This window comes from Nocardia jiangsuensis, assembly GCF_042650385.1.
In the GTDB taxonomy this organism is placed as follows: domain Bacteria; phylum Actinomycetota; class Actinomycetes; order Mycobacteriales; family Mycobacteriaceae; genus Nocardia; species Nocardia jiangsuensis.
On record NZ_JBHSAX010000014.1, the window covers coordinates 609,894 to 632,349 of the forward strand.

21 protein-coding genes and 1 pseudogene are annotated in these 22,456 nt (G+C 70.2%); 8 read left to right on the forward strand and 14 right to left on the reverse strand.

Going from position 1 to position 22,456, the window contains the following annotated elements:
- The first annotated feature begins 10 nt into the window (after positions 1–10).
- Positions 11–511: an SRPBCC family protein gene (locus ACFO0B_RS17200; RefSeq protein WP_378613477.1), complete on the forward strand. Its 501-nt coding sequence runs from the start codon at positions 11–13 to the stop codon at positions 509–511.
- Positions 512–521: 10 nt separating this feature from the next.
- On the forward strand, positions 522–1,067 hold the full coding sequence (locus ACFO0B_RS17205) for a ribonuclease H family protein (RefSeq protein WP_378613478.1): 546 nt from the start codon (positions 522–524) through the stop codon (positions 1,065–1,067).
- 31 nt (positions 1,068–1,098) lie between these two features.
- On the opposite strand, the gene ACFO0B_RS17210 is transcribed toward ACFO0B_RS17205, so the two are convergent.
- The 9 genes from ACFO0B_RS17210 to ACFO0B_RS17250 all read right to left on the reverse strand — a co-directional run bounded on the left by ACFO0B_RS17210 (position 1,099) and on the right by ACFO0B_RS17250 (position 10,458).
- A complete protein-coding gene (locus ACFO0B_RS17210; protein ID WP_378613479.1) occupies positions 1,099–1,803 on the reverse strand; it encodes a hypothetical protein in 705 nt (234 codons plus the stop codon).
- Positions 1,804–1,870: 67 nt separating this feature from the next.
- Positions 1,871–3,037, reverse strand: a complete 1,167-nt coding sequence (locus tag ACFO0B_RS17215) for an MlaD family protein (protein ID WP_378613480.1) — start codon at positions 3,035–3,037, stop codon at positions 1,871–1,873.
- Entirely contained in the window at positions 3,034–4,119 is a 1,086-nt protein-coding gene (locus ACFO0B_RS17220; RefSeq protein ID WP_378613481.1) for an MCE family protein, read from the reverse strand. The genes ACFO0B_RS17215 and ACFO0B_RS17220 overlap by 4 nt, the downstream gene beginning before the upstream one ends.
- Before the next feature lie 8 nt (positions 4,120–4,127).
- Positions 4,128–5,246: an MCE family protein gene (locus tag ACFO0B_RS17225; protein WP_378613482.1), complete on the reverse strand. Its 1,119-nt coding sequence runs from the start codon at positions 5,244–5,246 to the stop codon at positions 4,128–4,130.
- Positions 5,243–6,238, reverse strand: a complete 996-nt coding sequence (locus ACFO0B_RS17230) for an MCE family protein (protein ID WP_378613839.1) — start codon at positions 6,236–6,238, stop codon at positions 5,243–5,245. The genes ACFO0B_RS17225 and ACFO0B_RS17230 overlap by 4 nt, the downstream gene beginning before the upstream one ends.
- Positions 6,238–7,266: an MCE family protein gene (locus ACFO0B_RS17235; RefSeq protein ID WP_378613483.1), complete on the reverse strand. Its 1,029-nt coding sequence runs from the start codon at positions 7,264–7,266 to the stop codon at positions 6,238–6,240. Before ACFO0B_RS17235 ends, ACFO0B_RS17230 begins: the two co-directional genes overlap by 1 nt.
- Positions 7,263–8,732, reverse strand: a complete 1,470-nt coding sequence (locus ACFO0B_RS17240; protein ID WP_378613484.1) for an MlaD family protein — start codon at positions 8,730–8,732, stop codon at positions 7,263–7,265. The genes ACFO0B_RS17235 and ACFO0B_RS17240 overlap by 4 nt, the downstream gene beginning before the upstream one ends.
- A gap of 3 nt (positions 8,733–8,735) precedes the next feature.
- Positions 8,736–9,599: an ABC transporter permease gene (locus tag ACFO0B_RS17245; RefSeq protein ID WP_378613485.1), complete on the reverse strand. Its 864-nt coding sequence runs from the start codon at positions 9,597–9,599 to the stop codon at positions 8,736–8,738.
- Between the two features lie 4 nt (positions 9,600–9,603).
- Complete coding sequence (locus ACFO0B_RS17250) at positions 9,604–10,458, reverse strand: MlaE family ABC transporter permease (RefSeq protein ID WP_378613486.1); 855 nt, start codon at positions 10,456–10,458, stop codon at positions 9,604–9,606.
- A 495-nt stretch (positions 10,459–10,953) separates the two neighbouring features.
- On the opposite strand from ACFO0B_RS17250, the pseudogene ACFO0B_RS17255 reads away from it, so the two are divergent.
- Positions 10,954–11,629, forward strand: a pseudogene (locus tag ACFO0B_RS17255) (S1 family peptidase).
- 65 nt (positions 11,630–11,694) lie between these two features.
- On the opposite strand, the gene lppU reads toward ACFO0B_RS17255, so the two are convergent.
- Positions 11,695–12,312 carry an LppU family putative lipoprotein gene (gene lppU / locus ACFO0B_RS17260; RefSeq protein ID WP_378613487.1) on the reverse strand — a complete coding sequence of 206 codons (618 nt, stop codon included), beginning with the start codon at positions 12,310–12,312 and terminating at the stop codon, positions 11,695–11,697.
- Between the two features lie 177 nt (positions 12,313–12,489).
- On the opposite strand from lppU, the gene ACFO0B_RS17265 reads away from it, so the two are divergent.
- Together ACFO0B_RS17265 and ACFO0B_RS17270 are read left to right on the forward strand one after the other, a co-directional pair.
- Positions 12,490–13,029 carry a DUF6764 family protein gene (locus ACFO0B_RS17265; RefSeq protein WP_378613488.1) on the forward strand — a complete coding sequence of 180 codons (540 nt, stop codon included), beginning with the start codon at positions 12,490–12,492 and terminating at the stop codon, positions 13,027–13,029.
- A 344-nt stretch (positions 13,030–13,373) separates the two neighbouring features.
- Positions 13,374–14,255: a L,D-transpeptidase gene (locus tag ACFO0B_RS17270; RefSeq protein ID WP_378613489.1), complete on the forward strand. Its 882-nt coding sequence runs from the start codon at positions 13,374–13,376 to the stop codon at positions 14,253–14,255.
- Positions 14,256–14,315: 60 nt separating this feature from the next.
- Here ACFO0B_RS17270 and ACFO0B_RS17275 read toward each other — a convergent pair whose 3' ends face one another.
- The 3 genes from ACFO0B_RS17275 to ACFO0B_RS17285 form a co-directional block, all read right to left on the reverse strand.
- A complete protein-coding gene (locus ACFO0B_RS17275; RefSeq protein ID WP_378613490.1) occupies positions 14,316–16,337 on the reverse strand; it encodes a M13 family metallopeptidase in 2,022 nt (673 codons plus the stop codon).
- A gap of 40 nt (positions 16,338–16,377) precedes the next feature.
- Positions 16,378–16,869, reverse strand: a complete 492-nt coding sequence (locus ACFO0B_RS17280; RefSeq protein ID WP_378613491.1) for a DUF4190 domain-containing protein — start codon at positions 16,867–16,869, stop codon at positions 16,378–16,380.
- Positions 16,870–16,994: 125 nt separating this feature from the next.
- Positions 16,995–17,768 (reverse strand): pirin family protein, encoded by a 774-nt coding sequence (locus tag ACFO0B_RS17285; protein WP_378613492.1) that lies wholly within the window; start codon positions 17,766–17,768, stop codon positions 16,995–16,997.
- 268 nt (positions 17,769–18,036) lie between these two features.
- Here ACFO0B_RS17285 and ACFO0B_RS17290 point away from each other — a divergent pair, with 268 nt between their 5' ends.
- A complete protein-coding gene (locus tag ACFO0B_RS17290) occupies positions 18,037–18,507 on the forward strand; it encodes an NUDIX domain-containing protein (RefSeq protein ID WP_378613493.1) in 471 nt (156 codons plus the stop codon).
- A gap of 75 nt (positions 18,508–18,582) precedes the next feature.
- Positions 18,583–20,061, forward strand: a complete 1,479-nt coding sequence (locus ACFO0B_RS17295; protein WP_378613494.1) for a hypothetical protein — start codon at positions 18,583–18,585, stop codon at positions 20,059–20,061.
- Between the two features lie 80 nt (positions 20,062–20,141).
- On the opposite strand, the gene ACFO0B_RS17300 is transcribed toward ACFO0B_RS17295, so the two are convergent.
- The gene (locus tag ACFO0B_RS17300) at positions 20,142–20,717 is read right to left on the reverse strand and encodes a hypothetical protein (protein ID WP_378613495.1); all 576 of its coding nucleotides are present in this window, start codon (positions 20,715–20,717) and stop codon (positions 20,142–20,144) included.
- 134 nt (positions 20,718–20,851) lie between these two features.
- Here ACFO0B_RS17300 and ACFO0B_RS17305 point away from each other — a divergent pair, with 134 nt between their 5' ends.
- Positions 20,852–22,456 (forward strand): DUF4185 domain-containing protein, encoded by a 1,605-nt coding sequence (locus ACFO0B_RS17305; protein WP_378613496.1) that lies wholly within the window; start codon positions 20,852–20,854, stop codon positions 22,454–22,456.

The following is a 22,456-nucleotide window of genomic DNA, read 5'->3' on the forward strand; positions in this document are numbered from 1 at the left end:
TGTAGTACTTTTGACCGCAGCCGTGGATCAGGGAGGGCCTATGGGCCACATCAGGTATGCCAGTGACGTGGGAGCTCCGGTCGAGGTCGCGTTCACCTACGCCGACAACCATCGCTTCGTCCCGGACTGGATGTTCGGTGTGGCGGGGTTCGAACCGGCCGGGGAACTCGATCGCGGGCGGGGCGCCGTGTTCAGCACCGACACCCGCTTCGGTCCCTGGCGATCCACGGTGGAGTGCGAGATCACCGACTACCGGCGCAACGTCGTCATCGGTTATACCCTGCGTGGCCGGCTCGCGGGCACGCTCACGTTCCATTTCGATCCGCTCGGCTACGGCCGGTCGGTGCTCACCTCGGAGGCGTACTACGCCACCCCCACCGGGCTGGTCGCCAGGTTGCTGGCCAGGCCCATCGAATCAGCGGTCCGGGCGGCGCTGCGCCGCACCGAGGCCCAGTTGCGAAGGGAGATCGAGGAATTTCACAGAACAGATCTTGTCGGCCGGATTGCGTAGGGTGCCTGCCATGATCATCGTGAGCACCGACGGGTCCTGCCTGCGCAATCCGGGCGGCGCCATCGGCTGGGCCTGGGTGAACCACACCGGCGGCTCCGCGAGCGGCGGCGCCTCGACGGGCACGAATCAGATCGCCGAGCTGCGCGCCATCCTGGAGGCGATCGTGGCGCACCCCGGGCCGGAGCCGCTGCTGCTGGAGAGCGATTCGCTCTACGCCATCAAGTGCGCGTCGGAGTGGATCTCCGCCTGGCGGGTGAACGGCTGGCGCACCGCGACCGGGGGTGCGGTGAAGAACGCCGAGCTGGTCAAGCAGATCGACCGGGCCATCTCCGGGCGGCCGGGGCCGGTGCGCTTCCGCTGGGTGCGCGGCCACGTCGGCAACTACTACAACGAGCGGGCGGACGCGCTGGCCGGGGAGGCGGCGCGCAAGGCAGCCGCCACCGCGGCCGTCGCCGATGCGGTGACCGCGGAGCTTCCCGCAGTCACCGCCGAGCCGGTGGAGGTCGTCCGGCCGGAGCAGCCCGCCGCGCCGGTGCCGTCGCTGACCCTGTTCTGAGCCCGCGCCGGGCGCAACGCAGCGGAGCTGGCTACCCGCCCGGAGTCGGGGCAGGGGCCGGGGCCGGGGCTGCGCCACCGGGCGCCGGGGCGCCGGGCAGGCCGCTGCCCGCGCCGCGGAGCATGGGCGAGTCCAGCTTGCCGACCAGCCACCTGTCGCCGGACTTCTCCAGGTCGGCGATGACCACCACGTACTGCCGGTCCGGGGTGGGCTGGGTGAAGTTGGTGCGGTACTGGGTGAGCGTCACCAGCACCTGGGCGGAGGAATCGTCGCCGGACTGCCAGCCGCACTGCACGTCGTCGGTCCACGACTTGACCTGGGCCTGGGTCATGGCGTCGGTGAGCGCCTGCTGCGCGTCGGAGAACTCCTTCAGGAAGTCGCCGGTGGCGCCGTCCTTCACGGTCTGGAAGTACGTGTCCAGATCCTTGGCGTAGTCGTATTCGGAGACCGCGCGGCCGAATTCGCAGGCGGCGCTCTTCGCCCCGGTGACGGCGTCCAGCTCGGCGCCGCGCTGGTCGGCCTGGCGCCAGAACACCACGACGGCGGTCACCGCGGCGACCGCGAGGATGCCCGCGGTGAAGGCGGCGATCAGGGGCAGCCGGGACGACCCGCGCTCTCCCGACCCGGCCGCCGCCGCATCCGCCGTGCCGGACTTGCCGAGGGCGACGCCCCCGTCACCCTTGCCGGTTCCGGCCTCGTCGGTGGTCTTGTCGGAGTCGGCGTCGTCGGTGCTCATCGATACAGTCCTGCGCTTTCCCGGCGCTGGCGCGCCGCTTCGGTCGTACTGCCGCGAGTATGCCCGCTCAGCGCACGGGGGGGAGCGTGCGCTCGTTCGGGTCGACTCCCGGCGGGATGTAGGCGCCGTTGTTCGGCACGTCCGGGCGCGGCGCGTTGGCGGCGCCGCGGATCTGCTGGCCGGGCGGCGGGTTCACGCAGTAGTTCCAGCGCGGCAGGGTGTCGTCGGTGATGATCTCCGGCTTCAGGTAGTCCGACTGGTAGTAGCAGGTCGGCCGGGGCCAGATGTCGACGATGGTGTGGAACTCGCCGTCGTGCGCGGGCACGCCGAGCGCGTCGAGCCCGAGCGCGAGCGACGGGAAGAGCGCGCTGAGCGCGGGGGTGCGCAGCTGGGCGCCGCGGGTGATCGCGACGAAGTTGGTCGCCAGCCCGGTGATCGGGTCGGTGGTGTCGCTGAGCACCGCGCCGAGATCGCTGAAGTACTGCGGCGACTGGTCGAGCAGCGCCTTGAGCTCGGCGTCGGCATTGTTGAACTGGGTGAAGAGCTCGCCCGAGTTCGCCGTCAACGTGGCCAGGTCCGGCTGCGCGTTCGAGGTGGTCGCCGCGATGGTCTGCAGGTTGGCGATCAGGTTGGTGGTCTGCGGCAGCAGCGAGTCGAGCCCGGCCGCGGCCAGGCTGAGCCCGTTGATCATGCCGCGCAGCTGGTCGGGGCCGGCGCTCAGCGCGATGTCGAGCTGGGCCAGGATGGTGCCGAACTTCTTCGGATCCACCTGCGCGATGAGCGCGCTGGAGTTGTCCAGCACCTGCCACACGGGGGTCGGGGTCTTGATCTTCTCCGGGTCGAAGCGGATCTCGGCGCCGTCGGCCAGGTACGGCCCGGTGTCGGTGGCCGGGCGGAAATCGATGTACTGCTCGCCCGCGCCGGAGAGCGCCTGCACCGAGATGGCGGTGTCCACCGGGATCCGGTACTCGCTGTCGATGGTCGCCTTCGCCGCGATCAGCTGGCCGCGGTCGACGAGCGTGATGTCGTCGACCTTGCCGATCCGGAAGCCGCGCAGCGTGACGTCGTTGCCCGGCTGCAGCCCGCCGGAGCGGTCCAGGTAGACGGTGACGGAGTACTCCGAGCGCAGCGGGTTCACCCGCATCACGCCGACCGCGAGGTAGGTGGCGCCCGCGATCAGCACGAGCACCAGCCCGACCCCGGAGAGCACCAGTTTGTTCCGCAGCAGATTCATCGCGGCGCTCCGTTCACCCGGCTCTGGACCACCTGCAGCACCTGGATGAAGCTGCCGACGAAGTCGTTCAGGTCGGTCTGGTCCGGCAGCTTGCTGTTCGGCGGGTCGGTGAGCAGCCCGATGTCCAGGTTGGAGACGGTGGCGAAGACGGCGAGGCTCTTGCCGCGGAAGCTGGCGTCCACCTTCGGCGCGATGAGGTGCAGCTGCTCCATGGCGGCGCCGAAATCGTCGCCGGTGGCGGCGAGCGCGTCCATCAGGTCGCGCAGGTTGTCCAGCAGCGAGGCCAGGTCGCCGCCGGAGGTGTTCGCGTAGTCGCCGAGCGCGGCGCTGGTCACCGCGATGCGCTGCAGCAGGTCGCCGAGCGCCCGGTTGTTCTCCGCGATGGCGCCGATCATCTGCGGCAGCGTGTCCGCCACCTGGCCGAGCTCGGTGCGGCGGGTCTCCAGGGTGGTGGAGAGCGCGCCGAACTCGCCGAGCACGCTGTCGATCCGCGTGCTGTTGTCGTTCAGGCTGCCGACCACGCCGGTCATCTGGGTGATCAGGTGCGCGAGCTGCTCGCCGCGGCCGCCGACGATGGAGTCCAGCTCGGAGCCGAGCTTGGTCAGGCTGGCGATGCCGCCGCCGTTGAAGAGCATCGAGACCGAGACCAGCAGCTCCTCCACGGTGGCGCCGGCCGAGGTGGCCTCGAGCGGCAGCGTGGCGCCGTCCTTCAGGGTCGGCGTTCCCGGCGGCGCGACCGGCTTGGAGACCGCGACGAAGACGTCGCCGAGCGGGGTGGCCTGGCGCAGCTCGGCGGTGGTGCCCTCGGGCAGCTCGATGTCCGAGCGGATCTGCATATCGACGAAGGCCTGGAAGTTCTTGGTCGAGATGTCGGTGACCACCCCGACGTCCGAGCCGCCGACCTTCACCTTGGCCTGGTCCGGCAGGTTCAGCGCGTTCTCGAAGACCGCGCGGAGGGTGTAGGTGTCGCCCGCGGCGCCCGGCTTGGGCAGCGGCACGTTCTCCACCGAGATGCCGCAGCCGGTGAGCAGCGCCACCGCGGCTGCGGTGACGGCAAGCGCCGTGCGGCGCACTCCGATCATGCGGCGCGTCATTTCGTCAGTCCGAGCAGTGCGGCGGTGAGCCCGTAGTCGGGGCCGAAGTCCTGCATGTTCCCGGTCCGGCAGCCGTCCGCGCGCATCTGGATGCGCTGGCAGAAGACGCTGATCACCTCGCCGGAGAGCGCGGTGCCGATCAGCCCGTGCAGCCGGATGAAGCCCTGCTCGCGGTTCATCGTCATGTCGATGTTCTGCAGCAGCATGGGCGCGACGTCGACCACCTCGATCAGCCCGGCCGCGTTGTCGCGCAGCTGCTGGGTGACATTGGTGAGCCCGACCAGGCTGCCCTCCAGCTGGTCCTGGTACTGGGTGAAGACCCCGCTGGTGTTGGCCAGGAAGTCCTGCAGCTGCTGCAGCGTGGCCTGCAGGCCGGGGGCCTGCTCGGCGAGCAGCCCGGTCATCTGGGTGACCTGGCTGCTGAAATCGCGCACCGACTGGTCGTTCTGGGCCAGCATCGTGGTCAGCTCGTTGAGCTTGATGATGATGGTGGAGACGGCGTCCCGGTTGTCCACGCCGACCTCGAGCGCGCCGGAGAGCGCGTTCAGCGTGTCGCGCAGCTTCTCGCCCTGGCCGTCCAGCATGGGGTAGAGCACCCGGCCGGAGAGCGGGCCGACCCCCTCCTGCCCCGGCTGCGGTTTCAGCGCGGCGGCGAACTGGTCGATGGTCTTGATCATCGTGTCCAGCTCGACCGGGGTCCTGGTCCGGGAGAGCGGCAGGTGGTCGCCGTCGGCCAGCTCGTCGCCGCCGGTGTAGGGCGGGGTCAGCTCGATGTGCCGGTCGGTGACGATGGAGGGCGAGACCACCGCGGCGATCGCCTCGGCCGGGTACTTCTCGCCGGACTCCAGCGACATGTGCACCTCGACGTAGGTGCCACGCGGGATGATCTTGTCCACCTTGCCGACATCGATGCCGAGCACCCGGATCGGGTTGCCCTCGTACATGCCCGCGATGTTCTCGAAGTCGGCGGTGATCTCGATGGTGTTGCCGATGGCGTTGTTCACCGAGCTCGGCAGCAGCGAGCAGCTCGCCAGCGCGAGCGCGGTGGCGCCGAGCAGCGCGCCACGAAGCGCTCGACCGCCGGGCCTGCTGTCGAAGCGGAACGGAATCCTCATCCCTCGCACCCCTCGATCGCCTGCGCGAAGCAGAGCCAGTTGTCCGGGAACAGCCACGGCAGCCCGACCTCCGCGTAGTTGCCGTTGCCCCACGCGTTGGTGAGGTAGCGGATCGACGGCGGCATGATGCTGAGCAGCCGATCCAGGTTGTCCTTGTTCTTCTGCAGGCCGTCGGCCATCACGTTGAGCTGCTCGATCGTGGGCCCGAGCTGGTTGTCGTTCTCGGCGCCGATCTCCTGCAGCTGCCTGGTCAGCGCGGCGACGTTGTCCAGCAACTGGCGCAGCAGCCCCTGCCGCTCCATCACCCGCGCGGCGATCGCCTCGCCCTGGGTGATGACCAGCAGCACGCTGTTGCGGTTGTCCGCGAGCAGCTGGGTGACCCGGTCCATGTCCTTGAGCAGCTGGTCGACCTCGGCCTTGCGCGCATCCATCACCTTGGCCAGCGCGCCGACGCTGTCCAGCGCCTGCACCACCAGCTGCGGCGAGTCGCCGAGCTGCTTGTTCACCAGGTCGAGCGATTCGGCCAGCTTGGCGGTGTCCAGCTCCTCGAACTTGGGTGTGCCGATCTGCACCACGTCGGCCAGGTTGTAGGGGACCGCGGTGTTGGAGAGCGGGATCCGGTCGTCCGGGAGGCCGCTGCCGTCGCCCGGCTCGACGTCGACGTAGCGAGCGCCGAGCAGGGTGGCCATCTTGATCGAGGCCCGAGCGTCCGGGCCGAAGTCGACATTCCGGTCCACGTTGGCGCTGATCACCACGTGGTCGCCGTCGAGCTCGGCGCCGGTGACGGTGCCGACCGCGACGCCTGCCACGTTCACCCGGTCACCGACCCGGATGCCCGCGGCCTGCGCGAACTCCATCTCGAGCGAGCGGTCGCCGAGACCGAGCATCCGGAACGAGCTGGAGACGATCAGCAGGAGCACGATGACGAGGGCGCCGAGGACGCCGAGCCAGAAGTAGCGGTTGCTCTGGAAGCGGGAGCGGAGTTTCGCGATCACGGCCTGCACACCGCCGAATGCCCGTTGCCGCCGATCTGCGAGAACAGCCCGCGCGGGAAGAGCACCCCGTACAGCGAGACGTCCAGGCCGCAGAGGTAGGCGTTGGCGTAGCTGCCTTCGGAGACGAAGCTGCCCGCGTTGGCGAGCACCCCGGGCAGGTCGACCGCGGCCTGGTCGAGGACCGGGCCGTTGGCGATCAGCAGGGTCAGCGCGGCGCTGGTGGAGTTCTGCGCCGCCGCCAGCTTGGGCTGGATGGTGCCGACCATGCCGACCAGCGCGTCGGCGGCGTCGGCGATCTGCACGGTGGACTGCTGCAGGCTCTGGCCCTGGTCGTACAGCCCGCCGATCAGCGCCCTGGTCTGGGTCACCAGCGTCTCCAATTCGTCACCTCGCTTGGCGAGCCCCGACATCACGCCGGAGAGGTTGGTGATCACGTCGGTCAGGATGGCGTCGCGGCGCTGGAAGTCGGTGGCCAGCGTGGCCGCCTGGGTGACGAAGGCGCTCAGCGAGACCCCGTCGCCCTGCAGCGCCTGGATGAAGGTCTCCGAGAGCCGGTTCACCTGCTCCGGCTGCAGCACCTGGAAGAGCGGCTGGAAACCGTTGAGCAGCGCCGAGATGTCGAAGGATGGCTCGGTCAGCTCCAGCGGGATGGTGCCGTTGCTCCTCAGCGGCTGCGAGCTCGGCGAATCGCCCGGCGCCAGCGCGATGTAGCGCTGGCCGATCAGGTTCTGGTACCTGACCAGCGCCTTGGTGTCGTCGAAGATGGTCTGGTCGCGCTGCAGCACGAAGGTGACCCTGGCGTCGTTGTTGGTGTCCAGGTCGATCTTCTCGACCTTGCCCACCCGGACGCCCGCCATCCGGACGTCGTCGCCCTTCTTGAGCCCGAGCACGTCGGAGAAGGTGGCGGTGAAGGTGTTGGTCTCGCCCTCGACGACCCGGGCCAGCGTGTTCCAGACGAGCACGGTGACCAGGATCGAGACGATGGCGAAGAGACTGAATCCGATGAGCGGCTTACGGATGCTCATCGGCTGTCACCGCTGGTGGTCAACGTCATCCCCTTCGTGATCGAACCGAGCAGCAGGTACTCCGCCGCGGTGGGTTGCCTGCCGAGGTACCTGGAGATCGCGGCATCGCCGGTGTAGGCGATGGGCGCCGCCGGAGCCGCGGGCGGTTCGGCGGGCGCGACCGGTTCCGCCGGAGCGGGAGCGGGGCCGCCCAGCAGCGGGGGCAGCATCGGGAAGAGGCCCTCCAGCGGGGTTCCGGCGAACGGCACCGGCGCCGCTCCGGCGGCGGGCAGCGGGGCCGACGGCGTGGTGATCCCGGGCAGCACCGGCATCCCGGGCAGCTGCACCAGCGGCGGCAGCCCGGCCGCGGCGTCCAGCCTGCGCGGCGAGAGCGACTCCGGCAGCGGCGGGATCTCGGCGACCGCGGGCGCGGTGAAGCAACTCGGGCCGGCCAGGTCGCCGTAGCGCGGGCAGTCCGCGACGGTGTTCGGCTGGTAGGGCGTGAAGGTGAGGCCCATGTTCCAGATCATCTGCTGCTGCGGACCCCAGCGGAACACGGTGTTCAGCTTCTGCATCGAGCGGTTCAGGTTCACGATCGCCTGGGTGACCGAGGCCGGGTCGGAGGCGAGCGAGCCGAACATGCTGCTCGTCCCCGCGGTGACCTGCTTGCCGACATCCGGGTTCTGCGCGAAGAGGTTGTTGACGGTGTCGAAGGTGCCGCTGGCGCCGGTGATCAGCGCGACCAGCTGCGACCTGCGGTCGGAGATGGTCGTCGCGGTCTGCACCGAGCTGCCGAGCACGTTCACCAGCTCCGGCGCCGACTCGTTCAGCGCGCGGAAGGACGAGGAGAAGTCGTCCAGCATGACGCCGAGGTTCGGGATCGACTGGTCCACGCCGGTCAGCCAGCGATCGACGCGCTCGATGGTGGAGCCCGGCATCCGGCCGCTGCCGTCCAGCGCCTGCGAGAGCGTGCCGAGCACCCGGCCGAACTGCACCGGGTCGATCTCGTTCAGGATGTTGCGCACGGTGGTCAGGGTGTCCTGCAGCGCGATGGTGCCCTTGCTGCGGTCCTCCTCGATCTGCGCGCCCTCGGTCAGGTACTCGTCGGAGGGGCCGTTGAAGACCAGCTCCACCGAGGTGACGGCGAAGAGGTTGGAGGGAACGACGCGGGCGGTGACGTTGGCCGGGATGCCGCTCGCGAAGTCCGGGTTCAGCTCGATCTGCACCTTCTGCAGCTCGCCGCGGGCCGCGACCTCGACATCGTCCACGGTGCCGACCAGCACGCCGCGGAACTTCACGTCCGCCTCGGCGGGCAGCCCGTCACCGGTGGTGGTCAGGTTGGCGACCACGTTCACCTTGGACACGAAGTAGCCCTGGTAGCGCGCCATCAGGAAGACGAGCAGCAGCGCGAAGACGAGCAGCCCGCAGCCGCCCGCGATCAGCATCTGCCGCACGGTGGGCCCGCGCCCACTGGGATCGATGATCATCGCCTACCCCGAGATCCGAATTCCGGGGTTGACGCCCCAGATGGCCAACGTCATGAACAGATCGGCGAACACCACCACGATGATGCACATCTTGATCGCGCGGCCGGCCGCCACGCCGACGCCCTCGGGGCCGCCGGAGGCGAAGAAGCCGTAGTAGCACTGGATGAAGGTGGTGATCGCGACGAAGATGATCGCCTTGAGCAGCGAGTAGAGCACATCCGTCGGGATCAGGAATTGGTAGAAGTAGTGCTGGTAGGTGCCGCTGGCGGTGCCGCCGATCAGCTGCACGGTCATGGCGCAGGAGACGTAGGCCATGGCCAGGCCGAGGCAGTAGAGCGGGACGATCGCGAGGATCGCGGCGAAGATCCTGGTGCTCACCAGGTAGGGCAGCGGCCGGATGGCCACCGACTCCAGCGCGTCGATCTCCTCGGAGATCCGCATGGCGCCGAGCTGGGCGGTGAACCGGCAGCCGGCCTGCGCGGCGAAGGCCAGCGAGGCGAGCAGTGGGCCGAGCTCGCGGGTGGTGGCGAAGGCCGAGATGGCGCCGGTGATCGGGCTCAGGCCGAGCAGGTTCAGCGAGGTGTGGCCCTGGATGCCGACGGTCATGCCGCCGAACGCGCTCAGGATCAGCACGACGCCGATGGTGCCGCCGCCGACGACCAGGTTGCCGTTGCCCCAGGTGACGTCGGAGAGCAGCCGCCAGACCTCCTTGGGGTACTGACGCAGCGCGAGCGGGATCGAGCCGAGCGCGCGCAGGAAGAAGAACACCTGGTGGCCGAGGCGACCGAGCAGGTCGACCGGGGCCTTGGCGGTGCGCTTCAGTTGGTTCAGCGGCCGCAGCAGCGGCGGCACATATGTCGACGACACCGGCTCAGACCACCTGTGGGGGGAAGATTGCGTTGTAGATCTGCGTGATGATCAGGTTGACGCCGAAGAGCATGATCGCCGAGCTGACCACCGCGGAGTTCACGGAGTTCGCGACGCCGCCGGGGCCGCCGCGGGTGTTCAGCCCGGTGTCGCAGGCGATGATCGCCGCGAGCAGGCCGAAGATCGTCGACTTGACCAGGGCGACGAGCAGGTCCCTCGTCACCGCGAACGAGGAGAAGGTGCCGACGTAGCTGCCCGGCGTGCCGTCCTGCGCGAAGATGTTGAAGATGTAGCCGGTCAGGAAGCCGACGAAGACGACGAAGCCGCAGAGCAGCAGGCTGACCAGCATGGCCGCGCCGAGCCGAGGGGCGACCAGGCGGCGCATCGGATCGACGCCCATGACCTTCATGGCATCGATCTCCTCGCGGATGGTGCGCGAGCCGAGGTCGGCGCAGATGGCCGAGCCGACCGCACCCGCGATCATGATCGAGGTGACCAGCGGGGCGCCCTGCTGGATGATGCCGAGGCCGTTGGCCGCGCCGATGAACGACGTCGCGCCGACCTGCCCGGCGACCGCGCCGACCTGAATCGAGACGATCACGCCGATCGGAATGGCGACGAGCAGCGTCGGGGCGGCGGCGACATTGGCCATGAACGCGCATTGCTTGACGAATTCCCCGAACGGGAATCGCCGGCGGAATATCGCGACGAACAACTCGGAGACTGCGGCAATGCCCATGAGGATCTGCCTGCCGAAGGTCTCGAGAGAACGCTTCGGGTGATCCTCCCAGTACCCCTTCGTCCAATCGACCGCGCCACTCAGCCGCGACCCCGTGGGTGGACTCTTGGTCGACTGCACTGTTCCAACCCCTTCTCGACGCCGGTTACCTGCTCCGACGACTTGCATCGCTCGCAGCACCTTACTACGGGGTAGCCCAGAACACAGCACACCTCTGTGATTGGCGTCATAGATACCGGTCACTGCACGAATCGCGCTATGAATCGTGACAACGCCCCGGACATTTTCCGACTTCCAGCATCCGGCCAATAAGAACATGTTTCAGAAAGACCCCGATGAGCGGGGGTTCCCGAGTGCACGAGTGTTATTTCTCGAATCGCTTTCATCGAAATTCGAGTCAGGTTCCCGAGCGGCCCGGCGGTCACGCTTCGGCCACGGGCGGACCGGCGGGTTCAGGTCTGCCATGTCGGAGTGCTATCACCGGATGGAAGAAACACGGCGTGGCGTCTGTCGAAATCGCAGGTCGTCGGACGGATGCCGCACCCGTCCGCGATTACTGACACGATGGGCGCGAGCGATTGATATCGTGCGGGCTTTCAGCAGATCTGGAGGGACATGTTCAGCAAACTCGCCACGGTGGTTCGCGCCGCCTGCACCGTCGCGCTGGGAGCGGCGCTGCTCGGGCCCGTCGCGGGCGCCGCGCACGCGCAGCCGGGCGCGCCGGTGCTCGGCGGTGGCTCCGGCATCGTCATCGACGACGCCTTCGAGTGCACCCTCACCACCGTTGGCTACGACGGCGCGGGCAGGCTGGTCGGGATCACCGCAGGCCACTGCGGCGATCCGGGCGCACAGGTGTACGCCGAAGCGGACCGCGGCGCCGGGGTGGTCGGCCGGTTCGTGCACTCCGATCCGCGCCTCGACTACGCCGTCATCCAGTTCCAGCCGGGCCGTATCACCCCGGTGAACCGGGTCGGCAACGTCACCATCGCCGGCATCGGCGGGCCGGCCGCGTTCCCGATGATCGTCTGCAAGGAGGGCCCGCACCACCGGCAACACCTGCGGCATCTCGTGGGGCGACGTCTTCGCCACCAACATCGAGACCTGGTCGCAGATGTGCGTGGTGGAGGGCGACTCCGGCGCGCCGGTGGTGGTCGGCAACCAGCTGGTCGGCATGGTCAACGCGTACCTGGCGTTCGCCTGCTACGGCCCCGAGGTCGGCACCAACATGACCACGATCATGGACGACCTGAACGGCCGCGACAGCATCGGCTCGGGCTTCCGGCCCATCTGATCCACCGAAAAAAAGGAGCGGGTGGGCCGGTCGGCCCACCCGCTCCTTTTGGTTCGGCGTGTCGCCTACAGATCCTCGACGCAGACCACGAAGCGGCGGTCGGAGTACTTGAAGCCGGAGCCGCTGTCGCAGGCGCTCACGTCGTCGGTGCCCTGCACGATGTTGGTGACCTTGATGCCCTCGATGGCGGACTCGGTGCAGTCGATCCGCTTGGGATCCTCGCCGCCGACGTCCATGCAGCCGCCGACCACCCAGTCGATGTCGAGGCAGAGCGCGCCGGTCTGCACGCTGTTGACGGTCTCCGCGTAGTAGTTGTCCCGGTCGGCGATGCACCCGGTGCTGGTCGGCGCCTTGCCGATGACCTTGTAATTGGAGGCGCGGCTGCCGCAGGAAGCCTTCGCGATGGTGGCGTCGCTCACGGTGCCGCCGAGCGTCACGCAGTCGCCGATCGATGCCTCGAAATCGACGCTGCCGCCGTTGTTGCTGTTCGAGGGGGTCGGCTTGCCGCTGGACGGCTTGCCGGACGGCTTCGGGGTGCTCGTGGTGGAGACGGCGTCGACGGTGCCGTTGCCGATCTCCGGCTGCGCCGTCCCGGTGACGGTGGAGCTACACCCGATGAGGGTCAGCGCGGCGACCGCGCCGAAGGTGGCCGTGAGTACACGGCGAACGACGAGACGAGACACGAAACAGTCCTCCCGAGCCTGTAACGCTTCGAACTCGTACCCCCGTATGAATCCGAAGTGGCATAGCGATGCTGGAAATATCAAGCAATGCTTACACCATCCCGGGGTATCGCGTCGAGTGGACGCCGGAGGACAGGGGCTGCGTATGGTGGACCCGGGGGCGAAAGGGGACTCGACATGAAGCTGATCAGCGCGATCGTCTGCTCCGCCGCCGCCGTCGGCACCTCGTTCCTGCTGCCTGGCCCCGCCGCCGCCGCGCAGGTGCGCTGCGTCTCGGAGCACGGCGTCGACGTCACCCTGATCGAGGGGAGAACGGGCTGCCGCGCCTCCTCCGACACCTCGGGGCAGGCGTACGCCGCCGGGCTGGACGGCGTCGGCTACGCGAGCGCCGCGGCGGGCGCGCGGGCGCTCGGGATCGGCGCCGCGGGCGGCGTCGGGGTGAGCGAGGGAAGCACCGGCATCCCGATCGCGCTCGGCTACGGCAGCGACGCCGTCGCGCGGACCACGATCACCGCCGACGACCCGGCCCGCTCGCTCGCGATCAGCGTCGCGCTGGAGGGCTCGCGCGCGTCGGTGCGCACCGAAGCGGGCGAGGTGGTCTGCCTCGGCACCGCCGCGCTCGCCTGGGACGCGGCCACCGGCCGCGGCTGCCTGGCGACGCCGTTCGGGCGCTGGCTCACCTCGGACGCACCGTCCGGGCAGCCTGACTCCGAGTGATTTAGCTCACCGAAAAGTTTGGGTAGCGGGCGATTCCAGATCGCGGGCGGTCACCCTCCGCTACATCCGCGACCGCTATGAGCGGCACCTTTCTCCGGACTACCCAGGCCGTACCGCAGGTAGTGATCTGAGTCACCTGACTGAATGTCTGCTATGACTTGCCGGGAGAACTGGCCCCGACCCGGGGTAGCCCGGTAGGAATGACCCCAGGGTCGGGTCGTCATCAATGTGGGGCCGCTTCACCGGGCTCCGCGTCACCGAAGAATCTCATCCGCCGGCAGGCGTACTCGCGCACGCGCGCACCCCGCCGGTGGGCGTGCAGAGATGGAATGGACGAGAAACCTATGCATGTCGCTCTGAGCAGCGGAACCGTGAGCCGGGTCCGGCGGGGAATCCTGCTGTCGGCGGCGATCGCGGCGGCCTCTGCCCTGATCGCCGCGCCCGCACAGGCGGAGCCGCTGTTCCCCGGGATCGACACCGGCTCCGCGAACGGCGCCGTGCTTCCGCCCGCGGAGCCGCAGGCGAACTTCGCACCGCCGTCTATCAATATCGCCGACGGCGAGACGGTCGGGGTCGCGCAGCCCATCGTCATCACCTTCAAGGAGCCGATCGGGGATCGCGCCGCCGCCGAGCGGGCCATCAAGGTCACCGCGTCGACCGAAACCCCCGGCCACTTCTACTGGCGCTCGGACCAGCAGGTGCGCTGGCGGCCGAACGACTACTGGCCGGCCAATACCGACGTCACGGTGAAGGCGGGCGACACCACCAGCGCCTTCCGCATCGGCGATGCCGTCATCGCGACCGCGGACGACAACACGCACACCCTCACCGTCACCCGCAACGGCGAGGTGATCCGGGAGATGCCGACCTCCATGGGCAAGCCCAAGCACGAGACGCCGAACGGCATCTACTACGTGGGCGAGCGGCAGCGGAAGATGGTCATGGACTCCTCCACCTACGGCGTGCCGATCACCGATCCCGAGGGCTACAAGCTCGACGTCGAGTACGCGACCCGGATCTCCAACAGCGGCATCTTCGTGCACGCGGCGCCGTGGTCGGTGGGGCAGCAGGGCCGGGCCAATGTGAGCCACGGCTGCCTGAACCTCAGCACCGAGGACGCCAAGTGGTTCTTCGAGAACGCCACGAAGGGCGATCCCGTCGTGGTGCAGAACACCGACGGCGGCACCCTCTCCAGCGCCGACGGCCTCGGCGACTGGAACCCCTGATCTGCCCGTCCCCCTGCAGGCGAACGCCCCCGGTCTCGCGACCGGGGGCGTTCGTCGTTCTCACCAGATCTGCACGCGCTCCGCGGGCTCCAGGTAGAGCCCGTCGCCCGGCCGCACCGCGAACGCCTCGTGGAAGCTGTCGATATTGCGGACGACGGCATTGCAGCGGAATTCCGGCGGGGAGTGCGGGTCGACCGCGAGCCTGCGGACCGCCTCCTCCGGCCGCGCCTTGGTGCGCCACACCTGGGCCCAGCCGTAGAAGACCCGCTGCAGCCCGGTGAGGCCGTCGATCACCGGCGGCTCGGCTCCGTCCAGTGAGATCCGGTAGGCGGCCAGCGCGATCGAGAGGCCGCCGAGGTCGCCGATGTTCTCGCCGATGGTGAACTCGCCGTTGACCGTGTGCTCGTCCGGCAGCGCCTGCGGGGAGAGCACGTCGTACTGCGCGATCAGCGCCTTGGTGCGGGTGCCGAACTCGGCGCGGTCGGCGTCGGTCCACCAGTCGGTCAGATTGCCGTCACCGTCGTACTCGGCGCCCTGGTCGTCGAAGCCGTGCCCGATCTCGTGGCCGATCACCGCGCCGATGCCGCCGTAGTTGGCGGCGTCGTCGGCGTGCATGTCGAAGAACGGCGGCTGCAGGATGGCGGCCGGGAAGACGATCTCGTTCATGCCGGGGTTGTAGTAGGCGTTCACGGTCTGCGGGGTCATGAACCACTCGCCGCGATCGACCGGGCCGCCCAGCTTGCCGAGGTCGCGGTCGAACTCGGCGGCGTAGCCGCGGCGGTAGTTGCCGACCGGGTCGGCCGGGTCGATCACGATGGCCGAGTAGTCCCGCCAGCTGTCCGGGTAGCCGATCTTGGGGGTGAACTTCTCCAGCTTGGCCAGCGCCGCGATCCTGGTCTCCGGGCTCATCCAGGGCAGATCGACGATATTGCGGCGGTACGCCTCCTGCAGGTTGCCGACCAGCTCCAGCATCCGGTCCTTGGCCTCCGGCGGGAAGTGCCTGGCCACGTAGAGCTTGCCGACCGCCTCGCCGAGCAGCTCCTGCACCAGCGCGACCCCGCGCTTCCAGCGCTCCCGGTTCTCGGTGGCACCGGTCAGGGTGCGGCCGTAGAAGGCGAAGTTCTCCGCGACCAGTTCGTCGGTGAGGTAGGCGGCGCGGGCGTGCAGCACCTGCCAGGCGGCCCAGGCTTGCCAGTCCGCGAGCGGAAGCTCGGTCCAGGCGGCGGCGAAGGCGCCGAGGTAGCCGGGCTGGCGCACCACGAGCTCGGCGAAGACCTCGGCGGCCGGCTTGTCCAGCCCGGCGGCCAGCGCGTCGGTCCAGGCCGTCCAGTCGAAGCCGGGGTGCTCGGCGATGAGCGCGGCGAGGGTGGTCGGGTTGTAGCTCGCCTTGGCGTCGCGGCGGCGCACCACGTCCCAGTGGCCCGCGGCGAGGGTGCGCTCCAGCTCCAGGATGCGGGTGCCGATGCCGTCCAGGTCCGCGGGGAGCAGCGAGCGCACCCGCTCGTCGGCCGCGGCGACCGCGAAGATCCGGTCGATGTGCGCGACGTACTCCTCGCGGATGCTCGCGTACTCGTCACCGCGGTAGTACGACTCGTCCGGCAGGCCGATCCCGGACTGGGTCAGGTACACCAGGTAGCGGGTGGAATCCTTGTCGTCGGTGTCGACGTAGACGCCGACCGCGCCGCGCACCCCGGTGCGCTGGGCCCGGCCGAGCAGGGCCGCGAAGGCGGAGCGATCGGTGACCGCGGCCACCGCGGCGAGTTCGCCGGCGATCGGCTCGGCGCCCGCAGCGGCGATCGCGGCCTCGTCCAGGAAGCTGCTGTAGAGGTCGCCGATCCGCCTGGCGTCGCTGCCCGCAGGCGCCGCGGACTCGGCGGCCTCCTGGATGATCGCCCTGACGTCCCGCTCGGCCTGGTCGTACAGGGTGCGGAAGGCGCCGTCGACGGCGCGGTCGGCGGGGATTTCGTAGTCGGCCAGCCATTTGCCGTTGACGTGCGTGAACAGGTCGTCCTGCACTCGCACGCCCTCGTCGAGGTAGCTGAGATCGATACCGGAAGGACGGGTGAGTTCATCGGAGGTCACGAATCCAGTATGCCGACGAGCCCGCCCTTCCGGGGCCGGGTCAGTTGGTCGGGCCGGGGGTGACGGTGATGCTGAACCGGTCCTGGACGTTCTGGTTGAACTCGTCCTCGCACTGCTGCACCTTGGCCTGGTCGTTGCCCGCGCTGCTGACGCAGTCGACGAAGTCGGTGAAGCCGGCCTCGTCGAAGATGTTCCAGAAGAAGAGCCCGATCACCACGCTGATCACGATGCCGGCCAGGCCGAGCAGCGCGCCCGCGATCGCCATGCCGCCGCCCGCCGCGGTACCCGCCCGCGCCTTGATCCCGGCGATCAGCCCGAAGATGATCGCGAAGATGCCGAACAGGATGCCGCCGACCAGGGTCCAGCAGCTGAGCAGCGCGATGATGCCGAGCACGAGCGCGGTGATCGCGAGGCCCTTGCCCTTGGGCGACTCCTGCCAGTAACCGGGCTGGCCGGGCGGCGGGGGGTACTGCCCGGACGGCGGGTACTCGCCGGGGGGTGGGTACTGGCCGGGGGGTGGGTAGTGCGACATGGCTGTCCTCTCGGTTCGGGTGCCGTGCGCTGGACCGGGGCGGTGCGGCGTGCGCTCGCCGGGAAATCGCACCGACAGGGACGGGATGTTAATGATGCGGGGCAAAGATGTCCGGCAGGCGACGCTCAGCCCGCGCCGAGCCGCGCGTGCATCTCCCAGATCAGCACCTCGGACGGGCGCAGCGCGGTGATCCGCTGGCCGCCGGTGCGGGTGGCGCGCACCGCGTCGCCCTCGTCCAGCGGGCCGGCGCCCTCCATCGTCACCTCGCCGCGCGCCACGAAGACGTGCAGGTACAGCGCGTTCGGCAGCTCCACGGTCTGCTCCGGCGCCAGCCGCGCCACGTGCAGCGCGGCATGCGAGCTGTTCAGCGCGATGGCGGCGTGCTCGCGGTGCCTCGGCATGCCGGAGGCGACCGTGATCAGCCCGCCGCGGGCCAGCTCGTCGTCGATCTCGCACTGCTCGTAGCCGGGGGTGAGCCCTGGCTCGTCCGGCACCACCCACATCTGCACGAAGTGCACCGGCTCGTCGTGCGCGGTGAAGCGCGGGTCGGCGCGCCAGGAGTCGTTCTTCTCGGAGTGCAGGATGCCGGTACCCGCGCTCATGCGCTGGGCCAGCCCCGGGTAGACGACGCCGCTGTGGCCGAGCGAATCCTGGTGCACCAGGCTGCCCTCCAGCACCCAGGTGACGATCTCCATGTCCCGGTGCGGGTGCGTCTCGAAACCCTGGCCGGGCGCGACCACGTCGTCGTTGTTCACCAGCAGCAGCCCGTGGTGGGTGTTCTCCGGGTCGTAGTTCGAGCCGAAGGAGAAGGAATGCTTGGAATCCAGCCAGGCGATTCGGGTCTTCATTCGGTCGCCGGCCCGATGGATGTCGATGTGTGGTGTGGTGAGCGTTGACACCCGCCCTCCTCTCGGTCTTTCTTCAGGCTAGGAGCACCGGTGGTCGCGGTTCCCCGAATTCCTCGTGAAAAGTCCGGCGCCTCGGACTTTACGCGGACGACCGCCGCATGAACGGACCGTGACGAACCGGGCGCGATTCGCCCGACACCACGGGTATACGGCAGAGTGGACGAACCGGCGCGGGGGAACGGTCGCCGGGGGGCGGGGCGCACGGCCGCGGCGGAACGCCGAATGCCGCGCGGCACAACGTGAGCGGAGGTGGCGGGCGATGCGACCCGATGTGCTCGAACGGCTGGAGCGCGAACTCCGGAGTACCGCCGCGCGTGACGGAATTTCGGATTTCGTGGTCGGCGTGGCGGTGTTCCGCGAACACAAACTGCTGGTGGTCCGGCGGGTGCCCGGCGACTATCGGGGCGGTTTGTACGAGCTGCCCGGCGGCGGGGTGGAATCCGGTGAGACATTCGCGGAATCAGTAGCCAGGGAACTGCTGGAGGAATCCGGGCTGCGGCTGCGCCGGATCACCGAATACCTCGGCGCCACCGACTACGCGACCAGGCGCCGGGCGCGGGTGCGGAAATTCGGATTCCTGGTGGAGACCGAGCCGGGCGAGGTCTCGCTCGCCCCCGGCGAACACGACCACCACGCCTGGATCGACGCGGAATCGCTCTCCGGGCTGCCGATGGCGGAGGACGTCCGCGAGGCGGTGCGCGCCCTCGTCGAGGAGCCGCGTGCCTCGTGACCGGTGCCATCGGCCCGGGACCGGCGGCCACGCCCGTGCACCGGTGCCGTCGCCCGTGACCGGTAGCCTCACCCCGTGACCGGCGTGCGGGAGCGGTGGGGTTCGGGTGTGCGGGGTGTCCGCGCACACCCCGCGGCGCTGCGGCTTTCGCTCGTCCGGTTCGCCGCGCAGTTCGGCGACGGGGTGTTCCAGGCCGCGCTCTCCGGCGCCATTCTCTTCAACCCCGAGCGGGAGACCGATCCGGCGGCCATCGCCGCGGGCTTCGCGGTGCTGCTGCTGCCGTACTCGCTGATCGGGCCGTATGCGGGGGCGTTGCTCGACCGCTGGGATCGGCGCAGGGTGCTGTTCGGCGCGAGCCTGCTGCGGCTGCTGCTCGTCGTCGCGGTGAGCCTGAGCCTGCTCGGCGGGGCCTCCTCGGAGCTGCTGCTGATCGGCGCGCTCGCGGTGGTCGGGATCAGCCGGTTCGTCTCCGCCGGAGTCTCCGCGGCGCTGCCGCTGGTCCTGCCCGCGCGGCTGCTGGTGCCGATGAACTCGGTGCTGGCGACGGTGGCGTCCGGGTGCGCGGCGGGTGGTGCCGCGGTGGCGGTCGGGGTGATCGGCGCGTTCGGGGCGGGGGACAGTGCGTCGGCGATCGCGGTCGCGGTGGCCGGGAGCGGGCCGCTGCTCGGCGCGCTGCTGGTCGCGGGGTTCCCGCCGGGGCGGCTCGGGCCGGGTGCGGAGTTCGGGCCCGCTTCAGAGCTCGGCCTCGGCGCGCAGCCGGGCGCGGGTTCCGGTACGACCGTGGATGCCTGCCTCGATCGCGGCGCGGACCTCGATCGCGCTGCCGGTCCGGGGCGCGGTGCCGATGACCGGCGGGGGAGGGCTGCCCGGGCCGATCTGCTCGCGGTGGCGGCGGGGCTGCGGACCGGGGCGATCGCGGTGTGGCGCTCGCCGGAGGTCACCATCGCCATGTTCGGGATCGGCGCGCACCGCGTCGTCTTCGGGGTGAACACGCTGGTCATGGTGCTGGTGCTGCGCCGCCCCGATTCGGGGGAGGCCGGCGTCGGCTCCGGGCTGCTCGGCTTCGGGGTGGCGATCGGCGTGACGGCGGCGGGCATGCTGCTCGCCGCGGTGCTCACCCCGCTGCTGATTCCCCGGCTCGGCCGCCCGCGGACGGTGCTGGCCGGGCTGGTGCTGGCGACCGTGGTGCAGCTGACCCTGGTGACGCCGATCGCGGTCGCCGCCGCGGGGCCGGCCGCGCAGCGCGCCCAGTACCTGCTGCTGGCGGGCGCCTTCCTGCTCGGCCTGGCCGGGCAGACCATCAAGCTCACCGGTGATGCCACCATGCAGCTGGACATCGACGACACGCACCGCGGTCAGGTCTTCGCGCTGCAGGACACCGTCTTCAACATCACCTTCGTGCTGGCGCTGGCCGCGACCGCCGCGGTGGTGCCCGCCGACGGGCGCTCGCTCCCGGTAGTGCTCGCCGGCGCAGGCTGCTACCTGGCCGGGATCGCCGCCGTCCTGCTCACCGGCCGCCGGGCGCGGGCCGAGGTGCGCGTTCCCTGCGGGTAGCCGCGGCGGCTGTCGGCCCGGGCGACCTGCGCGCCCCGGACCGCGGTCCCCGGGCGGGCTCGTTGGCGCAGGCGCCGGCCTCACGACGCGACCGGGACCGAACGCGGGAATTCGGGTAGCGGGAGCTGAGCGGGCGCGGGGGAGCGCGGTGGCGGCGGCGGGTCCGTGCCTGGCTGCGGCGCGAGCAGACACGGGCTGACCGGCCAGGAGATATCCGGCCCTGCCACCGGAGCAGACGCGGCCGAGGTGGCCCCGCCGTCCGCCTCGGCCCCGCCCTCCGGCTCGATCCCGAGCGGCCCGACCCTGCCCTGCGGCTCGGTCCACAGCGATCCGCCCCGCCCCTCCCCCCGGACCACCCACCCGAGCGGCTCGGCCGCGGCATCCTCCGGCACCCCGGTGACCTCGTGATTCCAGGTACCGAGGTCGGTCGGATCGGTGTAGAAGTGGTCGAGCACCCCGTCGTCGGTGAGATCGAGCGCGGCGAGCTCGGCGATACCGTCGCGATCGGCATCCCAGAGCGCGTCGTCCAGCAGCCCGTCCCCGTCGAAATCCAGCCGCACCGCGTCGAGTGCCCCGCCGAGCGCCAGGTCGGGTGGGCTGGACCAGCCGTGCGGCACACCGTCGCCGGTGCCGAAGACGTACTCGATCTCGCTCATACCGGCTTGGACGCGGCACGCCGGGCGCCGGTTCCGGGTAGGTTGTGCCTGCTCTGCCGTTCCACGTCCACGAATTCCTCCCGATGAACAGGGGTGCACCGCAGATGGGTCGTGCCGGGAAGCGCGTGCCGCTGATGTCAGCGCTGGTACTGGCCGGGGCCTTCGGCATGCCGAACGCGCAGGCCGCGCCGCATCCGTGGGCGCCCCCGCCGGTGAACAGCTGCGGCGAGACCGGGTTCGACCCGCTGCTCCGCGCCCCCGACCCGAGCGCCCCGCCCGCGCCGCCGATCCAGCTGCCGGAGGTCATCGAGATTCCGGTGATCTGGCCGGAGATCACCCCGGTCCCGGTGCCGGACCCGCCGCAGAACGACGCCCGCGTCGACCAGCCCCCGCTGCCCGTCGACCCGTGCCACAACCCGTGCCCCGACGTCCGCGATTCGGTGCGCCCGGAGGAGCCGTCCACCGGCACCGATCCCGACCCGCACCCAGGCCCCGCCCCGGAGCAGAGGCCGGGGGCCACACCGGACTCCGGCTCCGCGTCGGGCAGCGCCGGTTCCAGCGGAACGGGTTCCGGTGGTTCCGGGTCCGGCGAGCCGGTCAAGCTGCCCCGGGTCGTGATCAAACCCGAGGTCGAGCCCATTCCGATCCCGGTGCCCGGCGGTCCCGGCCCCGAACCGCAGCCCGCCCCGCCGCCGGTGGTGAACCCCGTCGAACCCGGTCCGGTCGCGGGCCCGGTCGCCGCGCGCTCGGTCGAGGCGGTCTCGCTGGTGCAGCAGGTGACCGGCCCCGGCTCGGAGAACCGCACCGATATGCGCTGGTCGGTGGATGGCACCGACCTCGGCTTCGCCTATGAGAGCAAGCCGGGCGAGGTGGCCGTCGTCTTCGGCGACACCTTCGGCGCGGGCTGGGGCCCCGGTGGCGCGGGCGGTGAGGACGAGGACTGGCGCAGCAATGTGCTCGGCTTCAGCACCGACCGCGACCTGGCCGACGGCATGACCATCGACACCATGGTGCAGGACAGCCCGTGCCACGCCGCCGAGCTGCTCGGCAGCCGCAAGATCAAGAACTGGGAGACGACCACCATCCCGACCTCCGGGTTCGCGCTCGGCGACCGGCAGTACCTGAGCTACATGTCGGTGAACCGGTGGGACCGGATTCCGGGGCTGTGGTGGACCAACCACGGCGGGCTCGCCTGGTCCGACGACGGCGGCCGCACCTGGACCAAGGATCAGCACGCGAAGTGGGAGAACCTCTTCGGGCTCGGCCGGTTCCAGGTGGCGGCGATGGTGCCGCACGACGACTACGTCTACATGTTCGGCACCCCCAACGGCCGGATCGGCGTGGCCGGGCTGGCCAGGGTGGCGCGGGCCGACGTGCTGAACAAGTCCGCGTACCAGTACTGGGTGAACGGCAGCTGGGCCCCGGCCGCGGAGAACCAGGCCACCCCGCTCTTCCTCGGGATGGCCAGCGAGCTCTCGGTGCGCCACGACGCGGCCTCCGGCCAGTGGCAGATGACCTACCTGGACTCCCTGAGCGGCGCCATCGTGCTGCGCACCGCCGCGGAGCCGCAGGGCGTCTGGAGCGACGCGGTGCCGCTGGTCTCCACCGCCGACTACCCCAAGGCCTACGGCGGCTTCATCCACCCCTGGTCGACCGGGCGCGACCTATACCTCCTGCTCTCGGCCTGGGACAGCTACAACGTCTACCTGATGCACGCCAGGCTGAACGAGCCGCGCTGA